Raw genomic sequence first — 14,585 nt, forward strand, 5'->3', positions numbered from 1 at the left:
CTATAATCTTTCCTTTATACTACCATACATCACGCACCATGCAAGGTTTATGCTTGCTTTTCATCATACTTATATTGACCAACTAATAACTTTACAACATGTACAAATAACGCTGTACGATCAACGTAATCATCTGTAAAAATGCCGATTGCCCCTTCATGGCTGCGAATATCTTTTCGTTTCACAAAGCCTTCCATTACTTCACTTAGCTCTTTTCCTTCTTCAAGAGGCGTTAAAAAATCATCTGGCAATTTAATACGTGCACCGCCTGCAACAAATATTTTACCCTCACTTGTCGCTAAAGCACCCCAGTTACACATAAACAACCCGTGTGCTGTTTTCATCACACCGCCTTCTAGTCCGATACCTATGTGAGCCTTTTCTTCTTGCAACGCCTGCTCCGCCCTATTGATTGCCCCTTGCATCGTTTCTTCATCAGAAAATGGTTGCGCCGCTACTCCTGAAGGAACAGAAACGGATGTAATCGTTACTTCTTTCCATACTTCTTGTACAGCCCCTACCTTTGTTTTATTTTTCGATCCTACTGCTACTTTCATTTCGTTCACCTCTATACAAATTCGCACTATAAAAAAACAAAAGGTAATTCATACTCTCGTTCTTTTTTATTTTAACTCTTCACTTCCATATCACACTATTTCCTGCCATAAAACAAATCTTCTTCTCACTCCATCTTTCGGGGGTTACATAGTACGAGATGAAAATAAGCACTGACCGCTTCTATCCATGGCTTGGTCCTCTCTCAAATCTAAAAAAAGAAAGAGGTTTTCCCCCTTCCTTTTACGCGTTATTTTTGATTGTTTCTAATGTCGTTTTATCTGTTGCTCTCACAAGCTTCGTAATTAATTCTTTTGCAGCTGCATAATCATCAACATGTAAAATAGAAGCATGTGTATGAATGTAACGAGCGCAAACACCAATTACTGCTGATGGGATACCAGAGTTACTTGTATGTACACGTCCTGCATCTGTACCACCTTGTGAAATAAAGTATTGGTACGGAATGTTATTCGTTTCTGCTGTATCTAAAATAAATTCACGCATTCCTCTATGTGTTACCATCGTACGGTCATAAATACGAAGAAGAGCTCCTTTTCCTAGCTGTCCGAACTGCGTCGTATCACCAGATGCGTCATTTGCTGGACTTGCATCAAGCGCATAGAAGATATCTGGTTGAATCATATTTGCTGCTGTTTGTGCTCCGCGAAGACCAACTTCTTCTTGAACAGTTGCACCAGAGTATAACGTGTTTGGTAATGTTTCATCTTTTAATTCTTTTAGTAATTCAATAGCAAGTCCACATCCGTAACGGTTGTCCCAAGCTTTTGCCATAATTTTCTTTTCGTTTGCCATCGGTGTAAACGGGCAAATCGGAACGATCTGTTGTCCAGGTTTCACACCAATCTCAAGCGCTTGTTCATAACTATCTGCACCTATATCAATTAACATATTTTTTATATCCATCGGTTTCGCACGTTGCGCATCACTCAATAAGTGAGGAGGAATTGAGCCAACAACCCCAACAATAGGGCCGTTCTTCGTCATAACTTGTACACGTTGCGCTAATAGTACTTGGCTCCACCAGCCGCCTAACGTTTGAAAACGAATCATCCCGTTTTTCGTAATTTGCGTAACCATGAAACCTACTTCATCCATATGACCTGCTACAAGTACGCGAGGGCCAGTTTCGTCCCCTTTTTTCAGACCAAACACGCTACCTAGACCGTCTTGAACAATTTCATCTGCATACTTGCTTAACTCTTGTTTCATAAAACGGCGCACATCATGTTCAAAGCCGGATGTACCTTGTAATTCTGTTAACGTACGAAATAATTCTAATGTCTCTTTATTCACGAAGTCCCCTTCTTTCAAACCTTAGTAGAATACCTCTTTTATTGTAACGAAATTTTCGAAATGTTTCTAGTTTCTTCTTTTTTGGTTAAAATTGCATTATAATTATTACCGGTACACTATTTTATAGAATTGAGGTGAATATATGAGTTGGAAAGGTTTAATAGCAGGTCTTGGCGTTGGTTTTGCAGCTGGTTATCTCGTTGCAAATAAAGTTCAAGAACAATCCCATATTTCTTCAGATAAAGCATTGAAAATGGTCAAACAAGCACTAAGTCATAAAGGCGAAATTACTGGCTCTTGGGTACATATGGTTCCAGAGACGTTTGAAAAATATGATGTCGCGTACGAAGTATACCGCGGCGGTCTTACAACAATTTTAAATGATATACAAGAACGATTTGAATTTTTAGTTGATGCAAAAACAGGTACTGTTTTAGAAGTCACAGCAGCATAAAAAAGCTAGTTTTCACTAGCTTTTTTATTATATTTACGCTTCTATACTTGTCGTTCTCTTTACTTTCTCTATCATATTCCCTTCCTCATCCCACTTCACTGCGCGGTAATATGCATCATGGTAAAATGTAAACCACGCCTTCTTTTCAACACCGTATTCCATCCACTTTTTCTTATTTTCAATTGATGTCATCGGATAATCATCGTATGCCATAACCCATAATACATTCTGGTGAGCATGCGTCGGCAGGAGGTCTGCTAAATGGAGCATCATTTCTCCCTTACTTTCAAGAACAATAACCGCATGACCATCACTATGCCCACCTGTATGTACCATCTTGATTTCGTCTGTAATTTTTATTTCTTCTTTAAAGGTAATAATTTGGTCTATAATTGGTTCCCAGTTTTCCTTCCAATATGTATTACGTGAGCGAATATTAGGATTTTTCATTTCATTCCATTCCGTCTCACTTACGTAGATCTTTGCATTTGGAAATACTGGAACAAGACGATCACGCTCCCATTTTGTTAAGCCAGATGCATGATCAAAATGAAGATGCGTCATTAAAACATAATGAATATCTTCAGGGTTTAATCCAAGTTCCCCTAATGATTCATGAACAGATGATTCTTCTGTTACACCTTGATTTCGTTTCATTTTTTCATTCATTTTTCCGTTCCCAATTCCAGAATCAATGAGCATGTTTCCTTCTTTCGTTTGCACAAGCAACGGATCTGTTCGTAAATAAATATGATTTGTATCATTATGTTTATATTTACGTGACCAAAGAACTTTCGGTACAACCCCAAACATTGCGCCCCCATCTAAATGGGTGTTTCCACCTCGTAGCCATGTCACTTTTATTTCTCCAATTTGTAACTGTTCCATCTCGCATCCCCCTTTTCTATCTTAATTTTAACATAAAATTCAGATTGTTTTTCCATATAAAAAAACCTGTGCATTACTGCACAGGCTCCGTACGATATTTCGCTTCTACTCGGTAAATACGATGACCTTTACTAGAGAATTTCTCTTCGTATTCCGTCATAATATTACCTTCAAAATCACTATTATGAAGATCAAGGCTAAGGAATGTTAATAACATACCATATTCAGCCATGCTCATAAGAGAGTATTCAAACAAACCTTGGTTATCTGTTTTAAAGTGAATTTCTCCGCCTTTTACTAGTACTTCTTCATAATTACGTAAAAACGTTTTATATGTTAAACGACGTTTTATATGACGCTTCTTCGGCCATGGATCTGAGAAGTTTAAATATACTCGATCAATTTCACCTTTCGCAAAGAAAACAGTTAAATCTTCCGCATCTTTATTAATTAACTTTAAATTAGGCAATTCTTCTTCGATTAACTTATCAAGCGCGTCTACAACAACACTTGTGAACTTTTCAATTCCGATATAGTTAATATGTGGGTTTGCTTTCGCCATTTCATAAACAAATCGGCCGCGGCCTGTACCTACTTCAATATGAATAGGTTGTTCATTTCCAAATACTTCTTTCCAGTTACCAGAGCGTTCTTCTGGGTTTCCAATTACAAAATGTGAATATTCGTTAATTCGATCCATTGCATACGGTTTATGTCTTAAACGCATAGATGTCTCCCTCTCTTTACCAAACTTTTTTAAAGGAATGATTCCTTCTTTCTTTTTCATCAATCTATCAAACAAAAAACCAAGTACGTACGAGCACTCGGTCCGTTTCTTTCAAGTATAAGATGTACCATTTTGATAAAAACTACATAGAGCATTAAACGAAACTTCTACGTTTCGTTAGCCTACGATTAACTACTCCATGACGAAACAGCATTTTCTCTTATATGTTCAAGGAGAACAACAATCGAAAGGATGATCCGGTCATGCCAATTAATCAACAGCATCAATTAGAAGTTCTAAAAGATATTTTAGTCAATCACCAAAGTGACTGCTGTGGAACAGTTTCTGAGTGCGAACAATTAGAACGTCTTATTCAATCGCTACTCGCAAACGATAGTATAAATAGCGACATTAAAGCAATGCTAAACGATGTATATTATTATAGTCAATCGGGTAAATATTCTTCTGATTTGGACAACCACATTTCCAATAATCAAGAACAACTCACTGAGTGGATTGCTGGAATGGACAATTTTTCTTAATATTTACTCTGAAGCAAGTAGTTGCTGTAAATATTGATGCCAATATTCAGCTTCTGCTTGCTGTTTTTTTGTTGTATGCCATTGAATTGATAGGATTGTTTGTGCCACTACGTACCACTTCATACGTCTAAGCAACGATTCATCCACTTCAATCTCATAATACGCAAGCCATTCATCCCATTGATGGCGCGGGATATACCAATACAATAACATACCCAGATCGAGAGCTGGATCGGCGATAACTGCTCCATCCCAATCAATTAAAAACAACTCATCTTCATTCGATAATAGCCAATTGTTATGATTCACATCACAGTGGCATACGACGAACTCGTCGTATTCAATATCCTTTACTGTTTCATTTAAATATTGAATACCTGTTTGAATTGTTTCATCTACTCTTATATCTCCTCTTAAAACAAACTGTAATTGTTGTAATAGCTCTTGTGCATGAAGTGGCTGTTTTCCAAGTCTTTGAATCATTTGCACAAGCGCTTTAGAAGAATGTATTTTCTTTAAAAGTTTCGCAACACGTTCTAGTTTCATATCCTCTGGCTCTAACTTCTGCCCCGGAAGCCACTTTTGAGCCGAAATCACATCACCGTTCGTTACCCTTCTTGTCCAAAGTAATTTTGGAACAATTCCTTCTGCTGACAATACCGCTAAAAAGGGCGATGTATTCCGCTTTAAAAATAACTTTTGTTGTCCATTTTGCGCAATATATGCATCGCCCGTTGCCCCACCAGCCGGTATAAGACTCCACTCTTTTCCTAATAATTGTTCCAACCATTCCATATTCATTACCCGTTAACAAATCCTTATCTTTTATAGTTATGAAAAGAAAAACCGCAACATCTTTTGAACATGTTGTGGATTCATATATTTTTTACTGTAGTTGAATGAAAGAAAACTTGGCATAAACCAAGTTGTAGACAAACCGCCCACTCTTTTACTTTATTTTACAAAACCAATGTTGTAATGACAACTTATCAAAATCGTCACCTTTGTCAATTCTACATTTATTACATTCTCATCGTCAAGTAGCGATTTGTCACATTATCGCCAATATATACATGCTAACTGGCTCTATTTGAAGTTCCTTTCCTTGAAATGAAGAAATTGGCTGTACTTCTGCTCGTTTCTCATCCACTAATATGTGCCACATATCCTCTTTCGGAAGCAAAACTGTCTCTGTTTGCAGACCATTATGGAATAAAACAACAAGCTCCTTCCAAGGTCCAAATGATTCTACATGTTGCAAATGGTATGCAATAACATTTTGAGGGGTTTGTAAAAAAGTCATATGCTCTTTAATAAGATCAGCATTTCGTAATCGAAATGCTCCATGTCCCTTCCGAATTGCAATTAATCCTTTTATATAATCGACCGTCTCCATCTCTTTCTCTTTTTGATTCCAATCTATTTGATTAATTTCATCCGGTGCATTATAGCTATTTTCATTTCCTTTCTTCGAACGATAAAACTCTTGCCCCGCATGCAAAAATGGAATCCCTTGCGAAAAAATCACCATCGCTGTCGCTAAACGATGTCGTTTTTTCAAAACATCTTCTACCTCTTGATTACTACACACAAGTTTATCCCACATCGTCATGTTGTCATGACATTCTACATAATTTACACTTTGAGATGGCTCTAAAAACAACCCTTTGTCTTTCATACTTGAAAGACTTCCTGCTAGCACATACTGCAAATGCTTTTGATCTACATGACCACCAAAGGCGAAACCTTGCTTTGTTATATCAAAAGTACTTCCTTTTATCCCATCACGAAATTGATCATTGAACTGTGCAATATGTGGCATTTTCCCAGCATTAAGTAGCATCGCTTTTTCCTCTCTAGGAATCGGCGTTTGTAAATCCCACCCTTCTCCTAATAGGAGCGCATCACGCTTTACTTTTCTTACTTCTTTTTCTATATCATTCATCGTCTCTACATCCAAAATTCCCATTAAATCAAAACGGAATCCATCAACATTATATTCAGTAAGCCAATACAAAATAGACTCCGTAATAAACTTCCGCATCATTTTCCGTTCCGATGCTATATCATTTCCAACTCCCGTCCCATTAGACGGCATACCATCTTCACCATGACGAAAATAATACCCAGGCACGAGTTTTTCAAACGACGATGTCTCTCTTTCGTATACGTGATTATACACAACATCTACAATAACGCGGATGCCGTGTTCATGAAATTTTTCAATCAGTTGTTTACACTCTAAAATTCGATTGTACGGATTAGAAGGGACTGTTGCATATACTCCCGTCGGTACATTGTAATACAGTGGGTTATATCCCCAGTTATACGTAGCGAATGGGTTTCTTTCATCTACACCAGCAAAGTGATGAAGAGGTAATAATTCAACATGTGTAACTCCCAAATCTTTTATATGCGATAGAGCTGTTAATGTTCCATGCCCTTGCTTTGTCCCCTCTTCTGTAAGCCCCATATACATCCCTTTTTGTTTCACTCCGCTATTTGGATGTATTGTAGCATCACGAATATGCACCTCATACAATATCGCATCTGTAACAGCCTCTAATGTAGGTAATGTGTTTTGCTGTTTTACATACGTCTTCTCTGGATTTATAACAATTCCATATTTCCCATTTATTGATACAGATTTCGCATACGGATCTACCGCTTCGTTCCATATTAAATTAATGCAAACGAGAAACGTATATTGCGCTCCATCAAGATCACCGTTTAAAATATGAGACCAAACTCCATTCTCTTCCCTATACATCTCATAATCCGTATACTCTTTATCACTTTTATAAACACGCACTTTCGCCAGTCGTGCAGTCGGAGCCCATACTTTAAATATCGTTTCTTCCTTTTTATAAAAAGCCCCTAAATCTGCACCTGCATAATAATATTTCTCATCAAAATTTGCCGTTCGAATGACAGCTCCAATTTGCAAATCCGTTTCTTCATTCCGTTCATCTCGTACTGTATAATACTTCCCCACATCTAGCGGCTCTTCTATAAAACATTCATACTTCGTTGCATTTGGAAGTGTAATTGTGTGAGCAATAGGAATATCACGTAGTTGATTTCCTTCTTGCAAACGAAATGTCCGACTTGTTCCATAAGTATGTGGGAGCAAAATTGTAATCTTATTCATTTCATCTAAGTAGGCTTCAAATGGACGTTTTACTTTCAACATAAAAAATCACCATCATTCTTGAAATTAAAATGAAACGAGCTGCAAATGATAAGATGCTCCTTATCTGCAAGACTCTATACAGTAAGTCATTATTCTCTATAGTATATTCACCTGCATAAAAAACGTTTTCATACATTCTATTTCTTTAATTTTATTTCCACTACCGATTTATACTTTGGCGTTTCCTTAACATGCGATTCATATAACGTAATCGTATCAGCTGGAAACGATACGATAGATAATTCTTTTATATTTTCCAAATCAAACTCTTTCTCTCCTATCCATTTACGCGCTACCGTAATATGAGGGTGATAAGGACGTGTTTCTAGAGAAAAACCATTCTCTTCACAAATTGTATGTACTTGTTTTTGCAAGGCAAACAAATCTGGATTTTCACTTATCCCTGCCCAAAATATACGCGGCTGATCTGTCCTTCCAAATGTAAACAAACCTTGTAATGTAAGCTCTAATTCTTTTTTCTCTGTAAGTGTTTTTAATCCATTCTTTATTCCTTGCAGTTGTTCCTGCGATGCGTTACCTAAAAAAGTAAGTGTAATATGATAATCTTCTTCATGAACCCATGAACGAAATGGCAATTCATCCTTCATTTCTTCTTTATAATTAGTAAGCACTTCTTTTATATGACGCGGCAAAGTTACTGCGACAAAATAATGCGGTACCATGTACATCGTCTCCTTTTTGTTATTGTTGCTTTTCTTCCATATCTCATTCAATTAAAAAGAATCCGCCCTCTAAATAGAGAACGGTCATCATTTAAAAACTTTTTATTTCGCTAATTCATAAATCGCTTGTGCATAAATTGCTGTTGCTTTTAATAAATCTTCAATTTCAATGTACTCATCTTTTTGATGAGCAAGTTCTTCTTTTCCAGGGAATAAAGGTCCAAACGCAACACCAGCTTTTAATGAACGAGCGTATGTACCGCCGCCAATTGCTAATAGTTCTGCCTTTTCTCCTGTTTGTTCTTCATATACACGTTGTAAAGTGCGAATTAACATATGATCTTTATCAACATGATGAGAACGGGAATTAGAGTAATCTGCTACTTCGAATCCGTGATTGCTCACATAGTCTTTTAATTTCTCAATCGTTTCTTCAAAGTTTGTCGTAACTGGGTAGCGTACATTTAATCCTAAATTACCACCGTTTTCTTTCGTATAAGAAAGGCGGCCAACGTTCACTGTTAATGGGCCACTAATATCATCTTGATAAGCGATACCAGCTTTCTCTCCAAGCGTATCACCTGTAAATGTCTCCGTTACAAATGATGTAAACGAAGCAGATTTCTCATCAAGTGCTACTGTATTTAAAAAGTTTGCTAATAACAAACCAGCATTATCGCCCTTTTCCGGAGTAGATCCGTGTGCTGAAACCCCCTCAACTTGTAACGTCACTGTATTTCCTTCAACTATCTGTTTCCCTGTTTTCTTCGTCGTTTGTAAATACTCTTCATACGCTTTAGCAAGCTCATTTACATGTTCACCCGTAATAACTGCTTCTGCAAAATCAGGAACCATATTTAAACGGCGCCCCGAATCAAATGAAACGAGCTCATATGCCCCACCTTTCGCTTCGCTACCAATTTGCACAACTTGTATATCAGAAATTCCTTTTTCTGCGTTAATAATTGGAAAATCTGCATCTGGCGCAAAACCGATTGTTGGCATTTCTTCATTTTTAAAATAATGGTCTACACACTTCCAATTACTCTCTTCATCTGTTCCTAAAATCATTCGAACACGTTTTGAAAGTGGCAATCCTAATTCTTTTACAATTTTCATTGCATAATAAGCCGCCATTGTTGGCCCTTTATCATCAATTGCACCGCGTGCAAAAATCTTCCCATCGCGAATATCAGCACTATATGCAGGAGTTGTCCAGCCATCTCCTTCCGGCACAACATCAACGTGGCAAAGAATACCTACCAATTCTTCTCCTTGTCCCATCTCAAGATGTCCTGCATATCCTTCTAAATTTTTGGAAGCAAAACCTTCTGCTTCTCCTTTATGTAACATGAAAGATAACGCTTTTTCTACGCCTTCACCAAATGGTGCGCCCTCTTTCGCAGTTTCTTCTTCCCATACACTTTTAATTTGTAAAAATTGTTGTGTATCATGAATTAAATCATCTTTTCGTTTTGCAACTTCTTCTGTCCAATTAATCGCTGACATCACGCATCCATCCTTCTTCTATATTCTCTCTTTCATCATAGCAAACTGAAATCTCTTCTGCCATACGAGAGTACCTAATGACGAACAATTATAATTTTTCAGATATTTCTTATTAGTTTTTCTTTTATTTTCTTAAAAAAATTTGCAGGAATTTGGCGTTTTACGTAGAAAATTATGAGTTAGTTGATTGAAGAGATATAGAATGTCAACTACCAATATTTTTCTATATGAATATTTGTTAAACTTTTGTAAAATTTAACTAAGTTAAAGCATGAATTTTGTCATGTAGAGTACAATGGTAATAAAGACCTTCTTTCCTGAATGGGGTCAAAAAAACTAGTAGAGGAGTGGTTTTCTCTTGAAACCTACAACTACTCGTATGCTAACACGCATTAAATCAATTTATATGTACATCAATGAAAATGGTACGGTAACGACGAAAGACCTTGTAGATGAGTTCGGGATCACACCGCGAACAATACAACGTGATCTGAATGTGTTGCAGTTTAATGAACTCGTGTATAGCCCTTGCCGCGGTAAGTGGACAACAACAGGAAAGAAAGTGAGAATGACCTCATAACGAAAACAATTGTATGTAAAATAAATACATACCCCTTTCTATATAGTTAGAAAGGGGTCTTTTCTGCATTTTGGAATCGGTGTCACTCTTAATTTTCTGTTTGTACTTGATACGTCTTTAACATTTCTACTTCTTCATCTGTTAATTCACGATATTGTCCAAGCTCTAGCTCTTCATCTAATACTAAAGGTCCCATCTCTGTTCGCTTTAAGTAAACTACTTTTTTCCCTACCGCTTCAAACATACGCTTCACTTGATGGAATTTTCCTTCTGTAATAACAAGCTCAATTTCAGAAACATCATCGCTTTTCAAAATCGTAAGTTCGCCTGGCTTCGTTTCATAGCCATCATCTAAAATAACACCTTTCGCAAACTCTTTTACATCTTCTTCTGTTACGACTCCAGAAATGTGTGCATAATATTTTTTGGGCACATGCTTTTTCGGAGATAATAATTGATGTGTTAGCTTTCCGTCATTTGTTATTAATAAGAAACCTTCTGTATCAATATCAAGTCTTCCAACAGGAAATGGATCAAAAATCGCATCTTCTAATTCTAATAAATCTATTACTGTCTCATGGTTATCATCTTCTGTCGCTGAGATAACACCTTGTGGCTTATGCATCATTAAATATACGAATTCTTTATATTCAACAATCTCTCCATGAATCATAACTTCTTGCTCTTCTACATTCACATGAAATTTCGCATCTTTCACTGGCGTTCCATCAATTTTCACAACGCCATCTTTCAATAATTTCTTTACTTCTTTTCTACTTCCGTATCCCATGTTTGCCAATAATTTATCTAATCTCAATCGATTCACCTTCTTTATTTATCATAGAAAAGGGGACGTATTTACGCCCCTTTTGATTTCAACTTTATTTTTAATCTACCACCAAGTTTACGCTGAATCTTCTCTAAAGCTTCTCCACCAAATACTCTTTCTAGTACTCCTGTGCGAATCGCTAACAATCCGTAAACAAGACCGCCAATACCTGCACAAACTGCAACAGTAATAAGAGCACCAATACGTCCATCTGGTGAAATAACAAAGGATAAGATCCATTGTGATAGTTTCACTACAACAACCATCACAGCTGTTAATACTGCAATTTGGAATGTTCTCTTATATACGACACCGAATGAATAGTGTGCATATTTTCGAATTTGTTTATTCGTATACCAAACGGAAGCTAAGAATCCGACCGCTGTTGCCATAACCGCTCCAACTGTACCGAAGTAACGAATAAAGATTACGTTACATAAGAACTTCAAAATAACACCCATAGCAAGCGCAATAATTGCATGCTTCTGCTGGTTAATCCCTTGCAGAATCGCTGCTGTTACTGTAAATAAAGCAAACAATAACGCAACTGGCGCATACCACATAAGCACTTGTCCACCTAATGGATCTGCTTCATAAAACCCCGTGTAAATTGGGTACGCAAGAGACGAAATACCAATAACCGCTGGCAATGTTAAAAACATATTAGCTTGGAATGTTTGTGTAATTTGTAATTTTAAATAACGGTATTGTTTTTCTGTAAATGATTTTGTAATCGCTGGTACAAGCGTTAAGCTAAACGCTGTTGCAAGTGATACCGGAATCATAATTAATTTATGAGTCCACATCGTGAAAATACCAAGTGCTCGTTCTGCAATATCCCCTTGCCCAATTGCCTGCATAATTGAGTTAAATGTCAATGTATCAATTTGTTGGTATAAAGGAATTGTTAACCCTATTACAACGTAAGGAATCGCATATGCAAATAATTCTTTAAATAATTGAACGGTACTTACTGTTGATTCTGGTACAGTTTGTTCAATTAAATATTGATCTAAATGCTTTTTGCGTTTGAACCAGTACCAAACTAATACCCCCAGTGCCCCAACAGCCGAAACGAACGCAGCGAATGTCGCTACTCCAACTGCTGTTGCAACTGTTCCACCTATTACTTTAATAACGATAAAACTACCCGCCAGTAAAAAGATAATACGAATGATTTGTTCAATAATTTGTGAAACAGTCGTCGGTCCCATTGATTGATGACCTTGGAAATAACCACGAATTAAACTTGCTGCTGGTACAACAATAAGCGCAAAACTTACAAGACGAATAATCGTCGCAACTTCTTCGACACTATTGTGCATACTTTGTTTACCAAGCATTGCCTCTGCAAATAATGGTGCGGTCATGTAAAGTGTTAAGAAAGAAAGAACTCCCGTTACAATCATCATAACCATTCCCGAGCGGAACATTCTCCGGCTCGTTTTATAATCTCCAAGTGCATTATATTTGGAAACAAATTTTGAAACAGCAAGCGGCACCCCTGCCGTTGCGATACTTAAAAAGATCGTATATGGAATATATCCATATGTATAGAGCGTTCCGCCTTCTGTGCCTACTAATGCATGAAACGGAAAGACGTAAATCATACCTAAGAACTTTACTAAAAATGTTCCTAACGTCACAATAAGCGTTCCGCGCAGAAATTTTGAATCGGACATACAAAAATCCTCCTACATCTATATAAAGTGAAACTATAATCAGCGGGAAGGCTTCACCCACACTGATTATTAGTTGAACCAATCGGGCTTTTACGGGCAGTTGACCTACCGCTTCAAAACTCACCTCTTTGCTTCTCCTAAGCCTTGAGGCGGGAATCTTACTGCCCGTTAATGCGGGATAACGCTGAACTCTAACCTTTGTATTGTACCACAATTCTTCAAGGAAGCAGTACTTCACTCTATTTTTCTTTTCCATGAAAACATGCTATTCTTTTAGGCAGGAAATGTAGAAAATGAGGTCGATATATTATGCATTATGATGTTATTGTCATCGGCGGTGGCCCTTCAGGGTTAATGGCTGCAATCGGTGCTGCAGAAGAAGGCGCAAATGTCTTACTTCTTGATAAAGGAAATAAACTTGGACGTAAACTTGCAATTTCTGGCGGTGGTCGTTGTAACGTAACAAATCGCTTACCACTTGATGAAATCGTTAAACATATACCAGGAAACGGTCGCTTCTTATACAGTGCTTTTTCTATTTTTAGTAATGAAGATATTATTTCATTCTTCGAAAATCTCGGTGTAAAACTGAAAGAAGAGGATCATGGCCGCATGTTCCCTGTATCAAATAAAGCACAATCTGTTGTAGATGCACTTTTAACACGCTTGAAAGACCTAGGCGTAAAAATACGTACGAATACACCTGTTGAAACGATTGAATATGAGAACGGGCAAACGAAAGCTGTTGTACTGCAAACAGGTGAAGTGTTAGAAACAAATCACGTCGTTATCGCGGTTGGCGGAAAATCTGTCCCTCATACTGGTTCTACTGGAGACGGATACGCTTGGGCTGAAAAAGCTGGTCATACAATTACAGAGCTTTTCCCAACAGAAGTACCAATCACTTCAAACGAGCCATTTATTCGTGACCGTACATTACAAGGTCTTGCTTTACGAGATGTAAACTTAAGTGTATTAAACCCGAAAGGAAAAGCTGTCATTTCTCATAAAATGGATATGCTCTTCACTCACTTTGGCCTATCTGGTCCTGCTGCCCTTCGCTGTAGCCAGTTTGTTGTGAAAACGATGAAGAAGTTTAAAACGAATACGGTACAAATGAGTATTGATGCATTGCCAGATGAAAATAGCGAGCAACTTTTCCAGCGCATGCTGAAACAAATGAAAGAAGATCCGAAGAAAGGAATTAAAAACGTTTTAAAAGGCTATGTTCCTGAACGTTACTTCCTATTCTTATTAGAAAAAAATGAGATTGAAGGTAGCGAGCAAGCTGGACAACTTTCTCATGAAAAGATCCGTGCCCTTGCGAAAGACTTTAAAGAATTTATCGTTACTGTAAATGGAACTCAACCGCTTGAAAAAGCATTCGTTACTGGCGGTGGCGTATCCGTTAAAGAAATTCATCCGAAAGAAATGGCTTCTAAATTTATGAATGGCCTATATTTCTGCGGAGAAGTGTTAGATATTCACGGCTATACTGGCGGTTATAATATTACTTCAGCTCTTGTTACAGGTAGAATTGCCGGAACAACAGCTGGGCAAAATGCGAAAATGCAATACTAAAAAGAAACAGGTCCCCTGTTTCTTTTTTGTTGCTTTATATAGCTT

14 protein-coding genes are annotated in these 14,585 nt (G+C 37.3%); 4 read left to right on the forward strand and 10 right to left on the reverse strand.

Going from position 1 to position 14,585, the window contains the following annotated elements:
• Positions 1–47 precede the first annotated feature (47 nt).
• Together DJ93_RS09130 and DJ93_RS09135 are read right to left on the reverse strand one after the other, a co-directional pair.
• Positions 48–557, reverse strand: a complete 510-nt coding sequence (locus DJ93_RS09130) for a DUF84 family protein (RefSeq protein WP_042980393.1) — start codon at positions 555–557, stop codon at positions 48–50.
• 241 nt (positions 558–798) lie between these two features.
• Positions 799–1,872, reverse strand: coding sequence for a M42 family metallopeptidase (locus tag DJ93_RS09135; protein ID WP_042984169.1), 1,074 nt, complete (start codon positions 1,870–1,872; stop codon positions 799–801).
• Positions 1,873–2,014: 142 nt separating this feature from the next.
• On the opposite strand from DJ93_RS09135, the gene DJ93_RS09140 reads away from it, so the two are divergent.
• Complete coding sequence (locus DJ93_RS09140; RefSeq protein WP_042980396.1) at positions 2,015–2,326, forward strand: PepSY domain-containing protein; 312 nt, start codon at positions 2,015–2,017, stop codon at positions 2,324–2,326.
• A 33-nt stretch (positions 2,327–2,359) separates the two neighbouring features.
• On the opposite strand, the gene DJ93_RS09145 is transcribed toward DJ93_RS09140, so the two are convergent.
• Positions 2,360–3,214, reverse strand: coding sequence for a YtnP family quorum-quenching lactonase (locus DJ93_RS09145; protein WP_042980397.1), 855 nt, complete (start codon positions 3,212–3,214; stop codon positions 2,360–2,362).
• Between the two features lie 73 nt (positions 3,215–3,287).
• The gene (trmB, locus tag DJ93_RS09150) at positions 3,288–3,941 is read right to left on the reverse strand and encodes a tRNA (guanosine(46)-N7)-methyltransferase TrmB (RefSeq protein WP_042980398.1); all 654 of its coding nucleotides are present in this window, start codon (positions 3,939–3,941) and stop codon (positions 3,288–3,290) included.
• A gap of 263 nt (positions 3,942–4,204) precedes the next feature.
• Here trmB and DJ93_RS09155 point away from each other — a divergent pair, with 263 nt between their 5' ends.
• Entirely contained in the window at positions 4,205–4,483 is a 279-nt protein-coding gene (locus DJ93_RS09155; protein WP_042980400.1) for a YtzH-like family protein, read from the forward strand.
• Between the two features lie 3 nt (positions 4,484–4,486).
• Here DJ93_RS09155 and DJ93_RS09160 read toward each other — a convergent pair whose 3' ends face one another.
• The 4 genes from DJ93_RS09160 to pepV all read right to left on the reverse strand — a co-directional run bounded on the left by DJ93_RS09160 (position 4,487) and on the right by pepV (position 9,868).
• Complete coding sequence (locus DJ93_RS09160; protein ID WP_042980402.1) at positions 4,487–5,284, reverse strand: phosphotransferase family protein; 798 nt, start codon at positions 5,282–5,284, stop codon at positions 4,487–4,489.
• A gap of 250 nt (positions 5,285–5,534) precedes the next feature.
• Complete coding sequence (gene pulA / locus DJ93_RS09165) at positions 5,535–7,676, reverse strand: type I pullulanase (RefSeq protein WP_042980403.1); 2,142 nt, start codon at positions 7,674–7,676, stop codon at positions 5,535–5,537.
• 137 nt (positions 7,677–7,813) lie between these two features.
• On the reverse strand, positions 7,814–8,359 hold the full coding sequence (gene thpR / locus DJ93_RS09170) for an RNA 2',3'-cyclic phosphodiesterase (RefSeq protein WP_042980404.1): 546 nt from the start codon (positions 8,357–8,359) through the stop codon (positions 7,814–7,816).
• 102 nt (positions 8,360–8,461) lie between these two features.
• The gene (pepV, locus tag DJ93_RS09175; protein ID WP_042980406.1) at positions 8,462–9,868 is read right to left on the reverse strand and encodes a dipeptidase PepV; all 1,407 of its coding nucleotides are present in this window, start codon (positions 9,866–9,868) and stop codon (positions 8,462–8,464) included.
• A gap of 358 nt (positions 9,869–10,226) precedes the next feature.
• Here pepV and DJ93_RS09180 point away from each other — a divergent pair, with 358 nt between their 5' ends.
• Positions 10,227–10,448: a DeoR family transcriptional regulator gene (locus DJ93_RS09180; protein ID WP_000805512.1), complete on the forward strand. Its 222-nt coding sequence runs from the start codon at positions 10,227–10,229 to the stop codon at positions 10,446–10,448.
• A gap of 88 nt (positions 10,449–10,536) precedes the next feature.
• Here DJ93_RS09180 and DJ93_RS09185 read toward each other — a convergent pair whose 3' ends face one another.
• Both DJ93_RS09185 and DJ93_RS09190 read right to left on the reverse strand, forming a co-directional pair.
• Positions 10,537–11,265 carry a pseudouridine synthase gene (locus tag DJ93_RS09185; protein WP_042980407.1) on the reverse strand — a complete coding sequence of 243 codons (729 nt, stop codon included), beginning with the start codon at positions 11,263–11,265 and terminating at the stop codon, positions 10,537–10,539.
• Between the two features lie 41 nt (positions 11,266–11,306).
• Positions 11,307–12,959: a putative polysaccharide biosynthesis protein gene (locus DJ93_RS09190; RefSeq protein WP_042980408.1), complete on the reverse strand. Its 1,653-nt coding sequence runs from the start codon at positions 12,957–12,959 to the stop codon at positions 11,307–11,309.
• 309 nt (positions 12,960–13,268) lie between these two features.
• Between DJ93_RS09190 and DJ93_RS09195 the strand changes: the two genes are divergently transcribed.
• On the forward strand, positions 13,269–14,540 hold the full coding sequence (locus DJ93_RS09195) for a BaiN/RdsA family NAD(P)/FAD-dependent oxidoreductase (RefSeq protein ID WP_042980409.1): 1,272 nt from the start codon (positions 13,269–13,271) through the stop codon (positions 14,538–14,540).
• The last annotated feature ends 45 nt before the right edge of the window (positions 14,541–14,585 follow it).

Source organism: Bacillus clarus (genome assembly GCF_000746925.1).
GTDB lineage: Bacteria > Bacillota > Bacilli > Bacillales > Bacillaceae_G > Bacillus_A > Bacillus_A clarus.

Bases quoted from the DNA above. Each gene is read 5' to 3' on its own strand.
- pepV (WP_042980406.1), bottom strand. From the start codon at position 9,868: ATGTCAGCGATTAATTGGACAGAAGAAGTTGCAAAACGAAAAGATGAT.
- DJ93_RS09155 (WP_042980400.1), top strand. From the start codon at position 4,205: ATGCCAATTAATCAACAGCATCAATTAGAAGTTCTAAAAGATATTTTA.
- DJ93_RS09145 (WP_042980397.1), bottom strand. From the start codon at position 3,214: ATGGAACAGTTACAAATTGGAGAAATAAAAGTGACATGGCTACGAGGT.
- pulA (WP_042980403.1), bottom strand. From the start codon at position 7,676: ATGTTGAAAGTAAAACGTCCATTTGAAGCCTACTTAGATGAAATGAAT.
- DJ93_RS09160 (WP_042980402.1), bottom strand. From the start codon at position 5,284: ATGAATATGGAATGGTTGGAACAATTATTAGGAAAAGAGTGGAGTCTT.
- DJ93_RS09140 (WP_042980396.1), top strand. From the start codon at position 2,015: ATGAGTTGGAAAGGTTTAATAGCAGGTCTTGGCGTTGGTTTTGCAGCT.
- DJ93_RS09195 (WP_042980409.1), top strand. From the start codon at position 13,269: ATGCATTATGATGTTATTGTCATCGGCGGTGGCCCTTCAGGGTTAATG.
- trmB (WP_042980398.1), bottom strand. From the start codon at position 3,941: ATGCGTTTAAGACATAAACCGTATGCAATGGATCGAATTAACGAATAT.
- DJ93_RS09130 (WP_042980393.1), bottom strand. From the start codon at position 557: ATGAAAGTAGCAGTAGGATCGAAAAATAAAACAAAGGTAGGGGCTGTA.
- DJ93_RS09190 (WP_042980408.1), bottom strand. From the start codon at position 12,959: ATGTCCGATTCAAAATTTCTGCGCGGAACGCTTATTGTGACGTTAGGA.
- thpR (WP_042980404.1), bottom strand. From the start codon at position 8,359: ATGGTACCGCATTATTTTGTCGCAGTAACTTTGCCGCGTCATATAAAA.